Source organism: Staphylococcus sp. HMSC072E01 (assembly GCF_001814125.1).
In the GTDB taxonomy this organism is placed as follows: Bacteria; Bacillota; Bacilli; order Staphylococcales; family Staphylococcaceae; genus Staphylococcus; species Staphylococcus hominis.
Genome location: NZ_KV814962.1, coordinates 66,489 through 85,633, shown reverse-complemented (window position 1 = coordinate 85,633; position 19,145 = coordinate 66,489). Strand labels below are relative to the sequence as shown.

The 19,145-nt window shown below is 29.7% G+C and carries 17 protein-coding genes; 2 read left to right on the top strand and 15 right to left on the bottom strand.

Features of this window, described 5'->3' with window-relative positions; genetic code table 11:
- Positions 1-185: 185 nt before the first annotated feature.
- The 3 genes from HMPREF2953_RS02285 to HMPREF2953_RS02275 are packed head-to-tail and all read right to left on the bottom strand — an operon-like array spanning position 186 to position 2,831.
- Positions 186-1,226, bottom strand: a complete 1,041-nt coding sequence (locus HMPREF2953_RS02285; RefSeq protein ID WP_070671584.1) for a sensor histidine kinase — start codon at positions 1,224-1,226, stop codon at positions 186-188.
- Positions 1,219-1,893, bottom strand: a complete 675-nt coding sequence (gene graR / locus HMPREF2953_RS02280; RefSeq protein WP_049335008.1) for a response regulator transcription factor GraR/ApsR — start codon at positions 1,891-1,893, stop codon at positions 1,219-1,221. The genes HMPREF2953_RS02285 and graR overlap by 8 nt, the downstream gene beginning before the upstream one ends.
- A gap of 14 nt (positions 1,894-1,907) precedes the next feature.
- On the bottom strand, positions 1,908-2,831 hold the full coding sequence (locus HMPREF2953_RS02275) for an NAD(P)H-binding protein (protein WP_002449152.1): 924 nt from the start codon (positions 2,829-2,831) through the stop codon (positions 1,908-1,910).
- Between the two features lie 93 nt (positions 2,832-2,924).
- Here HMPREF2953_RS02275 and HMPREF2953_RS02270 point away from each other — a divergent pair, with 93 nt between their 5' ends.
- Positions 2,925-3,431 (top strand): GNAT family N-acetyltransferase, encoded by a 507-nt coding sequence (locus HMPREF2953_RS02270; RefSeq protein ID WP_070671582.1) that lies wholly within the window; start codon positions 2,925-2,927, stop codon positions 3,429-3,431.
- A 134-nt stretch (positions 3,432-3,565) separates the two neighbouring features.
- Here the strand turns inward: HMPREF2953_RS02270 and HMPREF2953_RS02265 are convergent, their stop codons facing one another.
- The 12 genes from HMPREF2953_RS02265 to HMPREF2953_RS02210 all read right to left on the bottom strand — a co-directional run bounded on the left by HMPREF2953_RS02265 (position 3,566) and on the right by HMPREF2953_RS02210 (position 18,006).
- Positions 3,566-4,633, bottom strand: a complete 1,068-nt coding sequence (locus tag HMPREF2953_RS02265) for a YkvI family membrane protein (protein WP_002449130.1) — start codon at positions 4,631-4,633, stop codon at positions 3,566-3,568.
- Positions 4,634-4,904: 271 nt separating this feature from the next.
- Positions 4,905-5,417 (bottom strand): hypothetical protein, encoded by a 513-nt coding sequence (locus tag HMPREF2953_RS02260; RefSeq protein WP_002449151.1) that lies wholly within the window; start codon positions 5,415-5,417, stop codon positions 4,905-4,907.
- Between the two features lie 106 nt (positions 5,418-5,523).
- The gene (gene dhaM / locus HMPREF2953_RS02255; protein ID WP_037554496.1) at positions 5,524-5,904 is read right to left on the bottom strand and encodes a dihydroxyacetone kinase phosphoryl donor subunit DhaM; all 381 of its coding nucleotides are present in this window, start codon (positions 5,902-5,904) and stop codon (positions 5,524-5,526) included.
- Positions 5,905-6,123: 219 nt separating this feature from the next.
- The gene (locus tag HMPREF2953_RS02250) at positions 6,124-6,915 is read right to left on the bottom strand and encodes an ABC transporter ATP-binding protein (protein WP_002455667.1); all 792 of its coding nucleotides are present in this window, start codon (positions 6,913-6,915) and stop codon (positions 6,124-6,126) included.
- A 186-nt stretch (positions 6,916-7,101) separates the two neighbouring features.
- Positions 7,102-7,935, bottom strand: a complete 834-nt coding sequence (locus tag HMPREF2953_RS02245) for a YitT family protein (protein ID WP_070671581.1) — start codon at positions 7,933-7,935, stop codon at positions 7,102-7,104.
- A gap of 514 nt (positions 7,936-8,449) precedes the next feature.
- A complete protein-coding gene (locus HMPREF2953_RS02240; RefSeq protein WP_070671579.1) occupies positions 8,450-9,682 on the bottom strand; it encodes a NupC/NupG family nucleoside CNT transporter in 1,233 nt (410 codons plus the stop codon).
- A gap of 278 nt (positions 9,683-9,960) precedes the next feature.
- On the bottom strand, positions 9,961-12,132 hold the full coding sequence (locus HMPREF2953_RS02235; RefSeq protein ID WP_083310576.1) for a bifunctional glycosyltransferase/CDP-glycerol:glycerophosphate glycerophosphotransferase: 2,172 nt from the start codon (positions 12,130-12,132) through the stop codon (positions 9,961-9,963).
- A gap of 154 nt (positions 12,133-12,286) precedes the next feature.
- On the bottom strand, positions 12,287-14,014 hold the full coding sequence (locus tag HMPREF2953_RS02230) for an ABC transporter ATP-binding protein (protein ID WP_070671574.1): 1,728 nt from the start codon (positions 14,012-14,014) through the stop codon (positions 12,287-12,289).
- 297 nt (positions 14,015-14,311) lie between these two features.
- A complete protein-coding gene (tagD, locus tag HMPREF2953_RS02225; protein ID WP_002449131.1) occupies positions 14,312-14,710 on the bottom strand; it encodes a glycerol-3-phosphate cytidylyltransferase in 399 nt (132 codons plus the stop codon).
- Positions 14,711-14,815: 105 nt separating this feature from the next.
- Positions 14,816-15,880, bottom strand: coding sequence for a glycosyltransferase family 2 protein (locus HMPREF2953_RS02220; RefSeq protein ID WP_070671572.1), 1,065 nt, complete (start codon positions 15,878-15,880; stop codon positions 14,816-14,818).
- Positions 15,877-16,971, bottom strand: coding sequence for a teichoic acid glycerol-phosphate primase TarB (tarB, locus tag HMPREF2953_RS02215; protein ID WP_002449153.1), 1,095 nt, complete (start codon positions 16,969-16,971; stop codon positions 15,877-15,879). Before tarB ends, HMPREF2953_RS02220 begins: the two co-directional genes overlap by 4 nt.
- A 222-nt stretch (positions 16,972-17,193) precedes the next feature.
- Entirely contained in the window at positions 17,194-18,006 is an 813-nt protein-coding gene (locus tag HMPREF2953_RS02210; protein WP_002449143.1) for an ABC transporter permease, read from the bottom strand.
- 314 nt (positions 18,007-18,320) lie between these two features.
- Between HMPREF2953_RS02210 and tagH the strand changes: the two genes are divergently transcribed.
- Complete coding sequence (gene tagH / locus HMPREF2953_RS02205; RefSeq protein ID WP_002449138.1) at positions 18,321-19,115, top strand: teichoic acids export ABC transporter ATP-binding subunit TagH; 795 nt, start codon at positions 18,321-18,323, stop codon at positions 19,113-19,115.
- Positions 19,116-19,145: the final 30 nt, after the last annotated feature.

The window sequence follows — 19,145 nt, the reverse complement described above, 5'->3', positions numbered from 1 at the left end:
AAAGTCTCAGGCTTTACCCAATGTTCTGCTCACTTGTTATACTAAAATGATATTTCCATAAGCTTAATTTATGTATTTACTTTAAATATTATATAAGTTTTAGTTCAAAATTTTTTATAGTAAAGTCCAATATCTTCTTTCTATAAAGCGAACAATTACATTTATACACTATTTTAACAACACCATTATGATAAACTTAATTTCTCTTGTGACATTCTTTCTATGACTTCGTTTTGCATAGGGAACGTTAAAATAAATGTTGTTCCTTCTCCCACCGTCGACTCGACCTCTACTTCAATACCTAATGGATGTCTTACACTTTCTACTAAGTATAAACCAATTCCAGAAGAAGTTGTTTCATTACGATTTGCGGTAGAAGTATAACCTCTTTCAAAGATACGTGGTAAATCTTTAGCGCTAATCCCACGTCCATAATCAGTAATTTCTAAAGCGATATGGTCTTTTTTAGCTAACGATCGAATAACAATATCTTTTCCTTGAGAATATTTCAAAGAATTAGATAAAATCTGTCTAATCATCATGCGACACCATTTTACATCTGTAAATACTTCTGGATTCGTATCAAATTCTAATTCATAGCCAATACCTTTAACTTGACTGATATGACGAGTAAGTTGAATTTCTTCTATCACTAAACGTTTTAATGGTACTTTTTCGAAATACATATCTCTATTTTTAGATTCAAGACGTGTTAAATAAAGTTGCTTATCTAATAATTCATTCACTCTTGACCATTCATAAAGTAAGGCTTTCTTACGTTCCATATCTTCAGATTGATCAATTAATAATTTCATTGCTGTAACAGGTGTTTTAATATCGTGAACAAATTCAGTTAACGATTGTTCCGACGCTTGTATATGAATTTGTTGTTCAGTAGCTCTTTCTTTGTGAAACAATAATTTACGATATAAATAGTCCACCATTTCTTGTTGAAATGGATTCTCAGCTAATTCTTTGTGTTTAATTTCTTCGATTTCCTTATTATTATAAAAATGTTGATATAATTTTACTTCTCTTAAAAAAGTAAAAACAAGAAATATACAAGTTAAACCTATATTTAATAGGACAATGTACGCTACACTTTCAATTGCCATATCATAGTCTATATATGCCATCCCTAAAAATACAAACTGTAAAAATATAATCCAAAATATCCAATTACTTCGTGTTTTAAGAAATAGCCAAAACCATTTCACATTACTCATGTGCCATATATCCTTTACCTACTTTTGTTTCAATTTCTGTTTCCATACCGATCTCAGATAATTTTTTTCGTAATCGATTTACATTGACTGTTAATGTGTTATCACTAACAAACGCTTCGTCATCCCATAACGCTGTAATTAATGTATCTCTAGTCACAATTTGATTTTGTTTTTGAATTAACATTTCTAAAATAATCATTTCAGTTTTAGATAAATAAATGATTTTATCGCCTTTTTGAATACTATCTTTTGAAAGATCGACTAGTGCATCTTGCCAATTTAATGTACGTCTTTCTTCTGCGCCAAATTGATATACGCGTCGATAAATTGCTTGTAACTTCGCAATTAGTACGTTGGTATGAAAAGGCTTTTGCATATAATCATCTGCACCTAATTCCATACTCATCACTTGATCCATAGGATTATCACGTGACGATAAAAATAAAATAGGCACATTAGACACTTGTCTAATTTGACGACACCAATAGAATCCGTCATATTTAGGTAATTGCACATCCATTATAACGATTTCTGGCTGAACATTATGATATGTTTCCATTACGTTACTAAAATCATTGACACCATAAACAAAAAAATCCCAATTTTCTAATTCTTTCTTTAGTTGTTGAAAAAGCGTCTGATCATCTTCTACTAATAATATTTGCATATGTTTTCATCCTATCACTTTGTATATTTCATTTTTTCTCCTGATTGCACACGTCCATTGAAATGCCTAATACGACAATCAATTTCAAACCCTCTCATAATTAAACCTTGTACGGGAGCTTGAAAAAAATAATAGAGTGGCCATAACAATTTAGGAATATAATCATATAATTGAACAATTACTAAACGCGTTCCTTTAATTTGACGAAATTCCAATTTCCCTTGTTTTTTAGAACGTTTTTTTATAATTGAACCGCCTACTAAATTAAATGTAATTAAACGATTATCATTTACTTCTTTTTTCATTACTAATAGAGGCTTACACTCGTTACGAGCATATATTATATATCGATTTTCTATATATTTCGTGTGTAAAAATGTACCACGTGTATCATTCAGCCATTTAAAAAAATAAGCGACTAATTGTTCCAAAGACCATTTCCTAGGTAATATCATTCTTAATGCTGTCCGTATATCATTATATTTAGACATTTGTAACTCAACATTAATATGAGAGCGCTTGATATAGGTCTCAGTCGTTTCTACAGGAATACCATAGTTTTTTAAACACTGGATTGTCTCATTATCAAAGCGACTCCCCCTTACGTACAAAATTTTATTTATTCCTTGTTGTGCTGCTGCCCTTGCAAAATTATCGGCTGCAATGAGATTTAAATCACGTGCCGTTGCTTGAGTAAGCTTGGCAGAATTTTTATTAGGATCTAAATAAAATACTGCAATATTCATCCCTGACATTGCTGATTTAACATCTTCATAATTATAAATATCTTTTTTTAGCCATTTTATATTATGATTAAACTCTTTTTTTGTATTTGGATATTTAGATAAAGCAAACAAATTTGCATCATTTTCTATCGCACTACTAATATTCTTACCTATATATCCACTACCACCCGCTAATAATACATTAGGTTTCATTATTCTGTTACTCCTTTTTAAAATTCTAAATATGTATATTTTTTAAATAATTGGTATAATGTATGTTATATTACTATCTCAGGAGGAAGCCGAATGGCTCATATTATTCGTGAAATTAGTATAAAAGATACTGAAGCTTTGACAACATTATTAACTAAAATATATGATGAATCTGATTATACACTTTATAATCCTGGAGAATTTAACCCTAGTGTGTCTTCTATTAGTAACCTTCTAGAGCGCATCATCACTTCTCCGAGAAATACCATCTATGTAGCTGAAGAAGATGATCAACTCGTTGGATGTATATTCGTCACTACTGAAAAATACGAGCGTACACAACACGAAGCAGGTATTACATTTGGGGTTACTAAATTTTATCAAAAAAAAGGTATTGGACTTGCTTTAATTAATGCTGTTGAAGCTTGGGCTCTTAACCATAATATTAAACGTCTTCAAGCTTCAGTCGTTCCTGAAAATACACACGCAATCATGCTACTTAAAGGCGCTGGATTTAATATTGAAGGCGAACTTAAAAATAAATTACTGATCAACAATCAATATTTTAATAAATATATTATGGCTAAATTACTACTTTAATTACAATATGTATTATACGCTACGTTCAAAATGCAAAAAAGCAATTCGTGTTAATTACACGAATTGCCTTAGACTGTCTATGAGTTATTTAACTTTGTAGGCAGTTTTTTTATGGAATATTTATTTTATCAATTTTAAGCAATGTGATCTTTGTTATCACTTTTACGTAAATAATATTTAATAAGCACTGCTACTACAATAAATAATCCAACTACGCCCATAATGTTATATAAGAAGTTGATTAAATCTGCAAAACCAACGAAACTTAAAATAAAGGCTGCAATCATCATAATAATAATAAATATATGATATTTTTTACTGTATGGCTCAGTGAAACGTGCAGCAAACGAATAAGTCAATCCTAAAATAGTATTATACATTACTGCTAACATAATCACTGTTAAAACTAATCCAAGCCATGGATGAATTTCATTCGCCAATTTTAAAGTTGGAATTTGTTCATTTTTAATTTGTGGATATTCTGATTGTAGTGCAAAGTTAATCAGTGCAAGTAAAACAGTATACACTACACCGCCAAATAAAGCACCGGCACCAGATACTTGACGTTTAGATGCATCTCCACCAATCGCTACAACCGTACTAAATCCTACAGCAAAAGCTAATCCACCGTACATTAATCCTCTAATAATACCTAAGAATAAACTTGGGTGATCTACTGTACTATTAACTTTACTGATAGAGATACTTCCAGCAAATAGATAATATATAGCAATAAGAACTACCATGACAATCAAGAATGGTGTAACGAAACCTAACGCTCTTACGATCTTATTAAAGTCTAATAATAGTGTTAAATAAATAACGACCGTCATAATTAACGCGCCAAGCCATGTAGGTATACCAAAACTTTCTTCGAACGTTGCGCCTGAACCTGCAATCATTGTTACAGCAATTCCAAATAAGAAAAAGACTAGAATATAATCAAAGATTTTACTAAATTTTTCACCAAATAAATATTGTAATGTTGATTCATGATTTGTTGCTTCAAAAGCCGTTCCAATTTTAGCGACTTGTCGCCCTATAAATCCTAAAATTAATCCTGATATTAACACGCCAATATATGACCATAGACCATAAGGCGTGAAGAATTGCATTACTTCTTGCCCTGTAGAGAATCCTGCACCTACTACAATCCCCACATAGGCAAAACCTATTTTTATAGATTCTTTATTCAACCCCATGTATTGATTAACCTCCTTATTTTTGACACATTCAAAATTATAACGTACTAATAATAATATGCAACAGTGCATAAACGTTGCGAGACAACGCTTATACCTTCTAAGTACTAGTGTTAATACTCTTACAAACAATTTAAAAATTTTAATATTTTTAATAATTTGTCACAAAAATTATATTTGAGTTACTAAGTAAAACATTATTAAAAAAAGTTAGATAAACTGAATAACCATGGCCATTCATTATCTAACTCTCTTATTTCACTATATTATTTTATTTTGAACTTCCAAATTTCTTTAATTCATCAAAATTGACTATAACATTATCCATGCGTTTAGCTGAATCTTTTAACACATTTCTTGCTACATGATTATTAGGATCTAATTTTAAAATTTGTTTAGCTACTTTAAACGCTTCAGAATCTGAAATAATTGGATCGGGTATAGCATATAATAATAGCATTTGAAGCAAACTTTTTATTTCCTTACCATTTGTTAACTGAATAGAAGCATCTGCATGATAATATGCCGCTTCTAAAGCGCCTTCTACTTCACTCAAAGGATAGACTAATAATAAAAATGCTAAATCATGTAATTCTGCTGTTTCATTATCCTTCATCATATCTAATATACAAGTATAAAACATAATGTTTTCTTGTTCATGAGCACATGATATATATACTTCTTCGAATTCCATAAAATCGATATTGGACATTATATTTTTAATTTCTTCAAATTTGCCGTTCAGAACGTAAAATTTAATATCTTCTTGTAGCGTAATGTCCACCTACTTTCATCATCAATATCATGCTATTTATTTTATCATATTCATTTTGGATAATCATTTTATAACCTTATTTTTATATAAAAAAAACATCAAAATTCATCATTACTTATTTAAATGCTGTAGACTTAAATGAAGATCGATTCACTTCTTGAATCGCTTCATTAGCAGTTTTACCAACACTTAAAGACATTGCTGCTGTAAAGCTTCCTTCTACAATGGGTGCATTTACTTTGTAAATATGATACTTACCTTTATACATATCAATTGCTAAATCAATATTCATTTCTGATGATCCTAAATCATAAAAACATAATGCATCATCATCTAACTGATTAATCAATTGTTCAATATCATCATATGAAGTTCCAATTTCACCGTTTACTCCACCATAAGCAATCACATTTATGTCATTTGTCATTTTATTTAATAAATCTTTAGTTCCCTTAGCTATATCTTCACTATGACTAATAATAACTATAGTTGTCATCATTTCAACTCCAGTCAATCAATTAAATAACGACATTGATTTTTTATTAAAGTGTATCTTAATCAGCGTATTTTCATTATAAAATAACTTATCTGAAAGCGCGAATATTTGTGTATCAAACAAAATATTAGTCATTGACTGCCCATATATTAAAAATGACTGAGATAGGTATCCAACATCATAATAATTGTAGCTGTGTTGCTGAAGTTATAATGGATCTCACCTTTTTTCAAGTAAATTGTAAGTGACTAAAAGTGGTTTCCCTGTTCTAGGATCTTTTCCTAATACTGCATCTATATTAAACACACTTTCTAATATCTCTTTAGATATGACTTGGTCAGTAGGTCCATTATCTATAATTTGTCCTTCTTTCATGATTAACAAATAATCCGAAAATCGAATTGCCTGATTGATATCATGTAAGACCATAACAATCGTACACCCTAATTCTTTATTCAACTGTTGCACCAATTGTAAAATTTCTAACTGATGAGAAATGTCTAAGTACGTTGTAGGTTCATCAAGAAAAATAATATCTGTTTTTTGTGCTAAAGCCATTGCTATCCATACACGTTGTCTTTGTCCTCCACTTAAATCATTAATCGATTGATGACGAAATTCTGTAATGCCTGTTACGTTTAATGACCATTCAATTTCATCTTTATCTTTTTTAGATAATCGTCCAAATCCTTTTTGATGAGGAAAACGTCCATATGAAACAAGTTCTTCAACTGTTATACTGTCAGTCACTGTTGGAGTTTGAGGTAAAATTGCAATTTTTTTGGCTACTTCTTTTGTAGATTGATGTTGAATGTTTTGATTATCAAGTAATACTTCTCCATTTTTCACTTCAATCAGTCTTGAAAGTGCTTTTAATAATGTAGATTTCCCACAACCGTTCGGTCCAATAATTGATGTGATTTTACCATCACATATTTGAACATCTAATTCTTTTATAATTGTCGTATTTCTATATCCTATATCTACTTGAGATGCATTTAAACGATTCATATATAGGCCCTACCTTTGTACAAAAAATATTTACGACATCTATTGATAATCGTTCTCAATTAATTATTACTAGTATACCATTTATACACATTTTTGACTATTCTTTTTACTATGAGACGATTATAAAAAATAACCCTAAAAATCTGAGATATACATAAAACACCTCGAATTTTTAGGGTCCTTTTTTTATTCATCGATTAAAAAACCATTTCCATAAACATCACGCACATCATGAATAACCAAGAAAGCATTCTTATCTATTTTTTTTATAATTCGTTTGGCACGAGTTACTTGAGTTTTAGCTACAACAACATACAAAACGTCTTTTTCTTCTCTACTATAATAACCATGTCCATTCAATATAGTAAGACCTCTACCAACTTGTTCATCAATGGCCTTAGCTACCTCTTCAGGTTTGCTAGAAATAATTGTCATTGCTTTTTTTGTATTAAGTCCTTCAATAACATAATCCATTACTTTCGTGCCTATATAAAGCGAAATCACAGTTACCAATGCTTTACTTAACGGTAGCACTGTTAAAGAAATGACTACTACAATTAAATCAAAAAATAATAATGCGTATGCTGTACTAACATCTAAGTATTTATTAGCTATTCTTGCTAATATTGTTGTTCCAGCTGTAGTGCCACCTGCTAAAACGATTATTCCAATACCTAGTCCAACACTTGTGCCGCCAAATACTGCATTGATGATGACATTACCTGTTTCTACGTGCCATGATTCTGTAAGACTTAAAAAAACAGAAATAAGTACAGTAGCAATAATTGTTAATATCGTACTTTTTTTACTTAAAAATTTATACCCAATAACAATCAATATTGCATTAGCAACGAAATTAGTGAGCGCTGGTGAAATATGAAAAGCGTAATATAATACAATAGCAATACCTGTGACGCCACCTTCACCTAAATTACCTGATATAACAAATGCATTGACCCCTGCTGAAAAGATAAAAGAACCTAGTATAACTAAAAGTATATTTTTTATATTTTTGTTCAAAAACACCCACTCCTTTTACGACTATAACGATTAAAATGTTAGCACAGTCTCATCATTTCCTACAATATACTTTTAAAAATTAAATGTATTAATAAATGTTAAATATCTTAAAATATAAAGATTTAATTTAAATATGATACATAGTCATCTTTAAATCTAATGTACTAATAAAAAATACGTGGAAATTTTCTGAATTTTTCGTTTACTTATAAATATTAGTTTGCTATACTATGTATAACTTCTTAATTATAAGAAGTTATCTCCTTTGTGTTGTTTATAGTAACAAAACAAATTTTGCTCGAAGTACTGTGACCGTACCTAGTCCTTACCGTTACAAGTACATTAATATTCATTTCCCATAAAAACCAAGTATATAAAGTGTCTCCTCACTTTGCATGCTTGGTTTTTATCATGCAATAAAATGAATAATAAAAATAGGAGTGACATAGAATTCTTTTCGAATTCAATGTTCACTCCTAATGGTTGACTATAAAATGATTTAATTTTTAATACCTTACCATGCAAATAAACCAACAAATGCTGCAGTAAGTAGTGAAACTAAAATACCTGATAATAACATCATCGGTACATATTTTGAAACAAAATCTGATGTTTTCTTATCAACTATACCCTTTAATGTACCAACAATCATCCCAATTGTAGAGAAGTTTGCAAATGAAACTAAGAATGTTGATATCACTGCACGACGATGTGCGCTATATGTATCAATTACTTTTGTAATTTCACCCATAACTACAAATTCGTTTGTGACGATTTTTTTGGACATCTGTTGTGCCACTATCCATGCCTCGCCCCATGGTAAGCCAAGCAATAAAGCAAATGGATACATAAAGACACCTAAGATTTGGTTTAAACCAAAACTACCTTTCAGACCCATCCAACTGCCTACTAATCCAGTAATCAAATTAATAAAACGATCTAAAAAATCAGCCAACGCTACAAAACTAATAACAAAAGCGATAATAATTAGTACTAATTTACCCGCATTTAATACTGAATCTCCTAAAAATGAGAAGAAAGGTTGACGTTCAACTTTTTCATCATTATTAATGCTATAGATAATATCTTCTTTTTCTTCAACAGTGACAGGATTTAAAATAGAAGCCACAATAATTGCATTAATAATATTTAAAGGAATCGCCGTTAACACTAATTCACCAGGAATCATTTGAACATAGGCACCTACAATAGCTCCAGAAATAGAACTCATTGACATCATTGCAACTGTTAATACACGCATTTCATTCATACGCTTAAGTTGTTCGTTAGAGACTGCAAGCGCCTCTGTATTTCCTAAAAACATCATTTCGATACCAAAGAATGATTCAAATTTAGGTTGACGTGTGATTTTCGCAAGTACAAAACCAATTCCTCCAATAATTTTAGGAAGAATATTAAAATACATAAGAATATCAAATAGTGGAACAACTAATAAAATTGGAAATAATGCACTCACTGCCATATCCATTTGTTTACCACTTGTAAAACTACTGAATGCAAAGCCTGTTCCAGTATGAGCTGATTGAATAATCCAAGCAATGGCAGCTGCTAAACCTTCAACAATTGATCTTCCAATTTGGAAATATACAAAGAACCATGCTAAGAATACATTTAAAAGAGCTAAGATTAATATAGATTTCCATTGAATATGTTTGCGATTCCTAGAAAATAAAACTGCTATTCCTAAAAATACAAGTAATCCAATGATATTTATTAGTAAAAACATAAGACACCTACCCACATTTTAAAATTAATATGTATCACATTACCCTTAAATAGAACCGTACTATTTTCATAAAATGACAACTAACGTTCTGTAAAAAGTACATTTAACATTATACCATGAGAAAATGTTCGTTAAAATAACATATTTAATAAAATAGTTGTCTATTTCTTTTTTTGTTATTTATCATAAACACCATTTAAACTTAATACGGTTATATAGAAAAAGAATGGGAAAACGAATTTAAAGTAACTATTTCCCATTCTTTATATCATTTGATTTTATGATTCATTTTCATGAATATCATTATTAATATAGTCTGCTATAAATTGAGAAGATTGACCTTTTTCAATTGAACAAAAATCATTATAGAACGCTTCAATTTTATCTTTATATTTTTCTTTATGTGTATCTAAATGTTTTAATTCTTCAGCAAGTTTAAATTCATCTGTAATAATTTCTCCTGGTAAATCTTCCATATAATTCATATAGAAGCCACGAAGACCTTTATCGTATTTTTCAATATCATAAGCAAAGAAAAATTGAGGACGTTTCAAAATACCATAATCAAACATCACTGACGAATAGTCAGTAATAAGCGCATCAGATATTAAATATAATTCTGAAATATCATTATAATTTGAAACATCAATAGCAAAATCATCGTATCCAGTTAGATCTAATGCATTTGCAATAAGATAATGCATTCTTAGTAAAATGACATATTCATCTCCAATTTGCTCTTTTAAATTAGCTAAATTTATTTTCAAATCAAATAAATATTGACCTTTTTTAACGAATTCATCATCTCTCCAAGTTGGCGCATACATAATAACTTTTTTATCTTTCGGTAAATTTAAATCTTTTTTAATTTGTTCTATATACTCAGTATCATTTTGTCTTGTAACTAATACATCATTTCTTGGATAGCCAATTTCCCAAATTCTTTCTTCATCCATCCAAAAAGCAGATTTAAAGATATCCGTAGAATAACGGTTTGGAGATACTAAATAATTCCAACGAGATGCTTCTGTATAAAAATTCTTTTTATACTTTGCTGTTGTTGTTCCTGGCATTCTTACCACTTTCATATCATTTGCTAAACGTTTTAACGGTGTACCATGCCAAGTTTGAATATACACTTGATTCTCTTTTTTATTTAAATACAATGGTAATCGAGCATTTGAAATCCAGTATTTCGCTTTAGCATAGGCTTCATAATATTCTTTGGATCCTTTTTTCACCTTAGTTGCATTTCCAGGAATAATATTGTTATTAGGCTTAGAAAAGACCCAAATATAATTATATTGTGGATAGTGTTGTTGCATATATTCATATATGTACTTTGGACTATCACTGTAATTTTTGCCACCAAATGACTCAAATACAATCGTATGTGGATCTACTATATTTTCATTATCTGTAAGTTGATATTTAGCACGTTCTTTCATCTTACTGTTTGTAAGAATACTTTTAAATAAACGTGTTTTTTTACGTAATTCATTCACATATCTTGCATTCTCAATGTCATTCATAGATAAAAACATGATTTCAAGATTATATAACAACTTACCATCTTTAATGATATTCCATTTTAGTGCTTTTACTACTTTAACTAGAGTGTCCTCTAAAGCAATATATCTTGTTTTAATATCTCTAAGCGAAGGATCAAACCCTTTTTTAATTTCATTTTTCATTCTTTGGACTAAAAATTTCTTAACTTCTTTATTTGTAGTTCTTTGCATAGCATCAAAGAAACTATTTGTATAGTCTTCAAATTTATCAATAAAATCTTGATCACTTAGTGTATTACCATTAAATGGATCATATACTTCACCACGATAATAAAACGGAAAATTAACAATTCTAACAAAGTGTTCAGCATATTTCAGATACTCTAATACAAATGAATTATCAGTAAAAATGCTTAAATCTTCATTAAATTTAATGTCATGTGCTTTAATAATTGCATTTCTAAATAAAATATTACATACAGTTTCTTTTCTTAAAATTGAATTAGGATATGAATGGTGTGATCGATACTGCAAACGTATCTTATCTTTGTCTACATATTGAGGACGTTGCATTGTAAATTTGTGTATCGGCGCAATTAATGTATCTAAACCATTGATATGATTTAAATAATATTCAATCGCATATGAGGCTAATTGATCATCCGCATCTAAAAACATCACATATTGACCTTCTGCTGAGTCCAAAGCAATATTTCTAGCATGTGCATGACCAGTATTTGTTTCAAGTTGAATAAACGTCACATCTTTATCATAAGATGCTAACGTTTTATTTAAGATTTGTGTTGAATAATCCGTAGAACCATCATCTACAATAATAATCTCAAAATCTTGATTCCTTTGATTTTTTAAGCTATTAATACAATCTTCAATATATTCTTCACTATTAAAATATGTAATAATTATTGATAGTTTATTCAATATCATTCTCTCCAATTTTATTTATGTTTATTCAATTAATTTTTAAGCAATGGGTTTGTGTACTAACTATATCTTATCAGCCTAAGATTTTTTCATCTACACTGTAAAATTATATATTACTTTATCATCGTGATATTTAGATGTTCAATATCCATTATTTATTTAAATTTTGTGTAGTCACAAATTGATGATATTTCTCATGATATTTCATTAATTCGTCATGTGTACCTTCTCCCGTCACACGTCCTTGATCAATAAAAATAATTTGACCTGCTTTTTTAATCGTAGAGAGACGGTGTGCAATCACTATCGTTGTTCTACCTTTCATCAATACTTCTAAAGCTTCTTGAATTTTTTGTTCACTTTCACTATCAAGATTTGCAGTAGCTTCATCAAGTAACAGTATATCTGGATTTTTCACAAAACTTCTAGCGATATCAATACGTTGTCGTTGACCCCCAGACAGTTTTAATCCACGTTCGCCCACTAATGTATCGTATCCTTCATCAAATTGCATAATAAAGTCATGACAATTCGCTAATTTTGCATATTTAATTAGTTCTTCATCAGAGACAGTACGGTTAATACCATATAAGATATTATCTCGAATTGTTCCTGTCATCATAGAGTTTGACTGCATGACATATCCAATTTTGCTACGCCAATTCGTAATTGGAATATCGTAAATACTTTCATTACCATATGTAATATCACCATTATCGATATCATACATACGTTCAATTAAATTAAAAATAGTGCTTTTCCCAGAACCTGAAGGACCAACAAACGCACTAATATCGCCCTGAGGTATACGAAATGATACATGATCAAGAATCGTTTTTACATCATATTTAAATTCTACGTTATTAAATTCAAGTGCTCCATTCTCAATGTTGATATTAGCAATGGGTTTTAACTGTTCCATCGGTTCCACGGGTTCTTGCATAATTTCATAAATACGTTGACTTGCGCCTACAGCTTTTTTGTAATCAGTAACTAGTGTAGATAAGTTCATAAGCGGCATAGATAACTGCATCACATAAAAAATCATAGCTATTAAAGCACCTGCTGTAATAGCACCAGTAGCAATTCTAATTGCACCAAATCCTAAAATAATGGCTATCATTAATAACATAATCACACTTGAAATAGGTTGAATAATCGCTACTATTTTTGCCTGTCTTAAACCTAATTTATATATTTCATTTAAGTTATAATGTGCATTATTTAATTCTTTTTGTTCAGTATTAGAAATTTTTACTAAACGCATTTCTGTCAATACACGACCTAATAATCCACTAAAATTGGCAATTTCTGATTGGGTATGTTTTGAAATTTTTTGCATACGTCTTCCAAGTGGAATCATAATACCCATAAATATTGGAATAGCTATGAAAGTCAGTAAAGTCATTTGCCAGTCCATAATAAACAGCATAATAATAGAACCAATCAATGTGATAATAGCTGGTAGTAATTGTGGTAATTTTTGAGAGATAAAATCGTTAATGATCTTAGTATCATCAGTTAAACGACTCATCAACTGACCACTTTCATTTTTATCAAAAAATGGCATTTTCAGTTTAATCATATGCTCCCACAGTAATGAACGAATGCCATAAATCATTTTTTCTCCAATTTTACTTAAGAGATAAATACCTAAACCGCTAAGTAATGCATTAATGATAAAGATACTTGCAAATAGAACGACAATATTCCAATTAATATTATTAGTAGAAAATTTATCTACTAAGCGACCTGTAAACAGTGGAATCAATAATCCGCTAAGACTTCCTAACGAAGAAATGATAACAGCAGTTATTATTAAACCATAGGGCCAAGACAATCGTTTAAATAGAAAAAATAATGGATTGTGTTGTTTCATAAATAAACCTCTTTAGTCATCAATTTGTATTTGTATTTTTGATATTATATTTAGTGTTTATCCTAATTTAAATGTATTTTAACTGGTAATTCGGTTGTTCTTAGTATAGCATTTTATTTAAAATGTTTTATTACATAAAAATAGGAGTGCCCTAGAATTCGTTTTGAATTCACTGTTCACTCCCAAAAGGATGGGTCAAATCAAAAAATTATTGTTATCTATCTACTTGATTTAACCAATGATTGAGACATAGCTAAACTTCTAAGGTGTCTATATGTGTCTTTAATAAATTATTATTTATTTTGCATCTTTTCCGTATAGCTCTTGTTTAATTTTAGTTGTTGAAATACCCTCAGTGCGTTTTAGATATACAACTTCACATTTGTCTTTTAGGAAGTCAAATTTACCTTCCCAGTCATGGCCCATAACAAAAACATCAACATCATAACGATCAACGTCTGTTTCTTTTTGACCCCATCCATCTTCTGGAATCACTAAATCAACGTAACGAATAGATTCTAACATCATTTTACGTTGTTCAAAATCATAATAAGATTTTTTATTTTTAATTTGGTTAAATTCATCTGTTGATAAAGCTACAATTAAATAATCGCCCATTTCACGAGCTCTTCTTAGTAATTCTATATGGCCATAATGTAATAAATCATATGTACCATATGTAATGACTCTTCTCATATTTCCTTTCTCCTTTACAAATTTTTAACATTAATTAATAATCTTAATTTAGCATAAATATATTTAACATACCATTAATTTTATATTGACATGACTTTTCATCATTTACTTATTCATCATACGTTTCAATGATTGCTTTCCACTAAACACTAATTTTTTAGGCATTACTTGTGCTTTAAAACGTAAAAAACCAGGTCGCCCAATTCCTACCTCAATAAGTATATGTCTCCATAACTCATAGGTCTCACGTGTCCAATGAGTCGCACTTTGCTCTACGGCTTGTACTATTCTAAACAACGCTTCTCCAGAATAATTTGTATGTTGCATACCTCTGATATATTGAGTGATTTTGTCTATAATTTGAAGTGTCACTTTACTGTATTTTATTAAATAGGCTTGAATGAGATAGCTGACAATTAAGTCATCCATACGATAACTATAATATGCTTTTTCGTTAACAAGTAATAACATATCCATGACTTCACGTCGAACTTTTCTAGCATCTTCTAAGTAAGATATAAATGTATCTGCACGTTGATCTGTAATAGAACCTTCTCGCTCATTGTATCCATATACGATAAAAGGAACTAGCTGGATATCCCTTGCCATTAAATAGGCACGAGTGACAAATGTATGTTCTTCACAAAATACTACATCTTCATCAAATCTTAGTGTATTAAATTTAGCTTTGAATAACTTGCCACCTGGTCCAATAGATTGAAGTATTTCTGGCGCTTCTGCTAAAGAAACAATTGCTTCACGATGAATGTCTTCGTGTGTTGGAATGACTTTCCAGTCACCATGCATCCCTCTACCGATTTGCCCAATCACAATATCTAGATGATCATTTTTCTCATAATATTGAATCATTTGATCCATTTTTCCAGGTAAAAATTGATCATCTGCATCTAAGAACATAAAAGCATCGATATCATCTGACATTGCAGAAAGACCCCTATTTCTACTTTTTGCCGCTCCTTGATTGTCTTGATGATAAACAATGAGATGTTTAACTTCTTTTTGCAATTCAGTTAACACTTGTTTTGTACGATCTGTTGATCCATCGTTAATACAAATAATTTCTACATCATGTGTTGTATCAATCGATTTAACTGCTTTTCGAATTGTATTTTCAGCATTATATACTGGAATAATAACCGCTAATTTCATTCTTTCACCAACTTTTCAATAAATTTTAATACGTTTTCTAAGCTTTTTTCACTATTATATTTATGCCAATGTTTAAATAATGGTTTTATTTCTTTTTCATTATATTTAATCTTAGTTACTAATTCATCTATATGTTTCACTTTATAAAATGTTGGAATATCGCGATAAAATTGATTCAATCCGCGCACCTCTTCATACTCTTTTTCGTCAAACACATAAAATAATGTAGGTTTATTGAGTAAGCTAGCTTCTATTGGTAGAGAGCTATAATCACTAATAATAATATCAGCCATCATCATTAGTTCTGACGTTGTCGCAATATGCTCACTATTAGGAATTGATGGATGAAGTTGATTAATGAGAGTATAATTGGGTAATTGCTTTTCAAAATATACTTTATCTATTTGACGATTATCCATTTGATTTTCACGATAAGTAGGCACATATAATGCTAATTTATTGGGAACATTATAATATTTTTTTAAATTTTTTTGCTCCGTCTTAAGGTCTAATTTAAAATATTTGGTTAATCGAGGTAGACCCAATTTAAGCATTTGAGTGCTCTTAGCATCAAATGCACTTTCAAAACATCTACTCATCTCTTCTCCACCGACTAAATAATAATCAGTAGCATTATAAACGCTTTTATATTGTTGAATCATTTTTTTATTATTTAAATCTACTTGATGATCCGTTAAACCAAAATTTTTTAAAGCACCTGAGGCATGCCATGTTTGGATGATGGTCTGTCCTTTTTTCTTATGATACCCTCCGAGCATAAGATAATATGTATCAATCACAATCACTTTTGCTGTACTTATCGTCTTGATATGTCTCACTATATGACTATTTCCAGCAGGAACAAAAGATACATTTTTAAATTGCTTTAGCTTAGCCCACTCTTTTTCTTTAGCAATGACGGTTAGTTCATACCCTTTCTGATTTAATTGCTCAATTATTGGCATAACGTCTTCGGGAAATGTCATTAAAATCGCAATATGATTCGATTTTAGTCGTTTAAATCTAAAAATTTGGTTTACGATAGTAATAAGTGTCATATAAATATTTTTTATCACTACTCTTGTCATCATTTAATCCCCTTACTCGTTAATAAAATAATTTATAAAGAAAGAGTAGGACAGAAATACATTGATTTTGTCTCTACTCCTTATCATTTTCACATACATCTCTATCGACATCGTCTATATTTTATATTTATTTATGATATATATGCTAAAGAGCTTGAAATGCAATCTAATACATTTCAGGCTCTCTACTAATAAATGTAAGTATTGATTTATCTAGCACACGTTTTATAAAAAATCTGCAAAATGATCTCGATATCTACGATGTAATATAGACCCTAATACAAAGAATACTATAATAATCACAATATTATAAAGAAGTAATCTCCAATGTTCAATAAAGTACCATTGATGGAATAAAATTGCTGCGCGATAAGACTCAGCTAAAAAGTATACAGGGTTAAATTTCATAATGTCATTAATTACGCTACTAATTCCAGTATCTTTTGGTATCCATAAAATAGGAGACATATAGAATAAAATTCTTAGTAATGCTTGCATAATCATCTGTGTATCACGAACAATGATTCCAAGTGTTGATGTAAAAAGTGCTACAGAAGCCACAAAGAAAAATGTTAGTGGTACGTAAATTAACAATTGTACAATATGGATAGACGGCATAATGCCATTTCCCATACAAATTGCAATAATAAGTGCTAATAAGCCAATATGGCCATAAAATTTACTTGTTACGATATAAGTTGGAATAATTGATAAAGGGAAATTCATTTTCGCTACTTGGTTAAATTTCATAGATACTGATTTCGTACCTTCAAGAATACCTTGGTTAACAAAGAACCACATGCTAATTCCTACTAGTAACCATAAAATAAATGGAATGCCATGTATCGGTTGATTACTACGAATTCCCATACCAAAGACAAACCAATACACCATAATTTGAAGTGCTGGGTTAAGTAATTCCCAAGCCATACCTAAGTAATTATTTGTATTTGTTATTTTAATTTGAAATTGTGCAAGTCGTTGCACTAAATAAAAGTTTTTTATATGTTCTTTAAAAACAGTTCCTACTGCCGACATTGAATTAAACCACACTTTCAATTGTAAATTCATAATGGCTTTTAATTTCTTTAACTACTGATTAAAATCGTTTTATTATAAAATTTCTAAATCAACGTTTAAAATGATTCATATAAATCCATTATATATTTACGCAACACATTAGTCGAAAATTTTATTAGGATAGACTTAACTCAGAAAAGAAAGTAAAATTAATATATTGTTTACAAAAAAGATACAAAATCTCATATACACTTTACACTAGGTTAATAAATTTAACAACTATTGAGTGATGTATTATAATCTATATAATAAATCATAAGAAAGGAAAAATCATGAGCGTATCTGTTAACATAAATCATGTGACAAAAGAATATCGAATATATCGCAATAACAAAGAACGTATCAAAGATGCGTTAATTCCTAAAAATAAAAACAAAACCTTCTTTGCTTTAAATGATGTGTCTATTACTGCTTATGAAGGTGATGTGATTGGTTTAGTAGGTATAAATGGTTCAGGAAAATCCACGTTAAGCAATATGATTGGTGGTTCATTATCTCCAAGTTCTGGAAATATAGATCGTCATGGTGAAGTAAGTGTCATCGCCATTAATGCCGGTTTAAATGGGAAACTGACGGGCATTGAAAATATTGAATTTAAAATGCTTTGTATGGGGTTTAAAAAGAAAGAAATTAAAAGACTTATGCCTCAAGTTATTGAATTTAGTGAGCTTGGCGAATTCATTTATCAACCTGTTAAAAACTATTCAAGCGGTATGCGTGCGAAACTCGGTTTCTCTATCAATGTAACTATTAATCCTGACATTTTAGTTATCGATGAAGCACTATCTGTTGGCGATCAAACATTTACTCAAAAATGTTTAGATAAAATATATGAGTTTAAAGAAGCAAATAAAACGATTTTCTTTGTAAGTCATAATATCAGACAAGTGCGTGAATTCTGTACTAAAATCGCTTGGATTGAAGGTGGAAAGCTAAAAGAATTTGGTGAATTAGATACAGTGTTACCTAAATATGAGCAATTTTTAAAAGATTTTAAGAAAAAATCTAAAAAAGATCAAAAAGCATTTAGACAACAACTTGATGAAAAACGTTTTGTTGTAAAGTAAAAGAGGTAGAGACCTAAGTGATTCATAAGC

What these genes read in the sequence shown, in the direction of transcription:
- HMPREF2953_RS02285 (WP_070671584.1), bottom strand. Translation starts at nt 1,226, where the DNA reads ATGAGTAATGTGAAATGGTTTTGGCTATTTCTTAAAACACGAAGTAAT.
- graR (WP_049335008.1), bottom strand. Translation starts at nt 1,893, where the DNA reads ATGCAAATATTATTAGTAGAAGATGATCAGACGCTTTTTCAACAACTA.
- HMPREF2953_RS02275 (WP_002449152.1), bottom strand. Translation starts at nt 2,831, where the DNA reads ATGAAACCTAATGTATTATTAGCGGGTGGTAGTGGATATATAGGTAAG.
- HMPREF2953_RS02270 (WP_070671582.1), top strand. Translation starts at nt 2,925, where the DNA reads ATGGCTCATATTATTCGTGAAATTAGTATAAAAGATACTGAAGCTTTG.
- HMPREF2953_RS02265 (WP_002449130.1), bottom strand. Translation starts at nt 4,633, where the DNA reads ATGGGGTTGAATAAAGAATCTATAAAAATAGGTTTTGCCTATGTGGGG.
- dhaM (WP_037554496.1), bottom strand. Translation starts at nt 5,904, where the DNA reads ATGACAACTATAGTTATTATTAGTCATAGTGAAGATATAGCTAAGGGA.
- HMPREF2953_RS02250 (WP_002455667.1), bottom strand. Translation starts at nt 6,915, where the DNA reads ATGAATCGTTTAAATGCATCTCAAGTAGATATAGGATATAGAAATACG.
- HMPREF2953_RS02240 (WP_070671579.1), bottom strand. Translation starts at nt 9,682, where the DNA reads ATGTTTTTACTAATAAATATCATTGGATTACTTGTATTTTTAGGAATA.
- HMPREF2953_RS02230 (WP_070671574.1), bottom strand. Translation starts at nt 14,014, where the DNA reads ATGAAACAACACAATCCATTATTTTTTCTATTTAAACGATTGTCTTGG.
- tagD (WP_002449131.1), bottom strand. Translation starts at nt 14,710, where the DNA reads ATGAGAAGAGTCATTACATATGGTACATATGATTTATTACATTATGGC.
- HMPREF2953_RS02220 (WP_070671572.1), bottom strand. Translation starts at nt 15,880, where the DNA reads ATGAAATTAGCGGTTATTATTCCAGTATATAATGCTGAAAATACAATT.
- tarB (WP_002449153.1), bottom strand. Translation starts at nt 16,971, where the DNA reads ATGATGACAAGAGTAGTGATAAAAAATATTTATATGACACTTATTACT.
- HMPREF2953_RS02210 (WP_002449143.1), bottom strand. Translation starts at nt 18,006, where the DNA reads ATGTCGGCAGTAGGAACTGTTTTTAAAGAACATATAAAAAACTTTTAT.
- tagH (WP_002449138.1), top strand. Translation starts at nt 18,321, where the DNA reads ATGAGCGTATCTGTTAACATAAATCATGTGACAAAAGAATATCGAATA.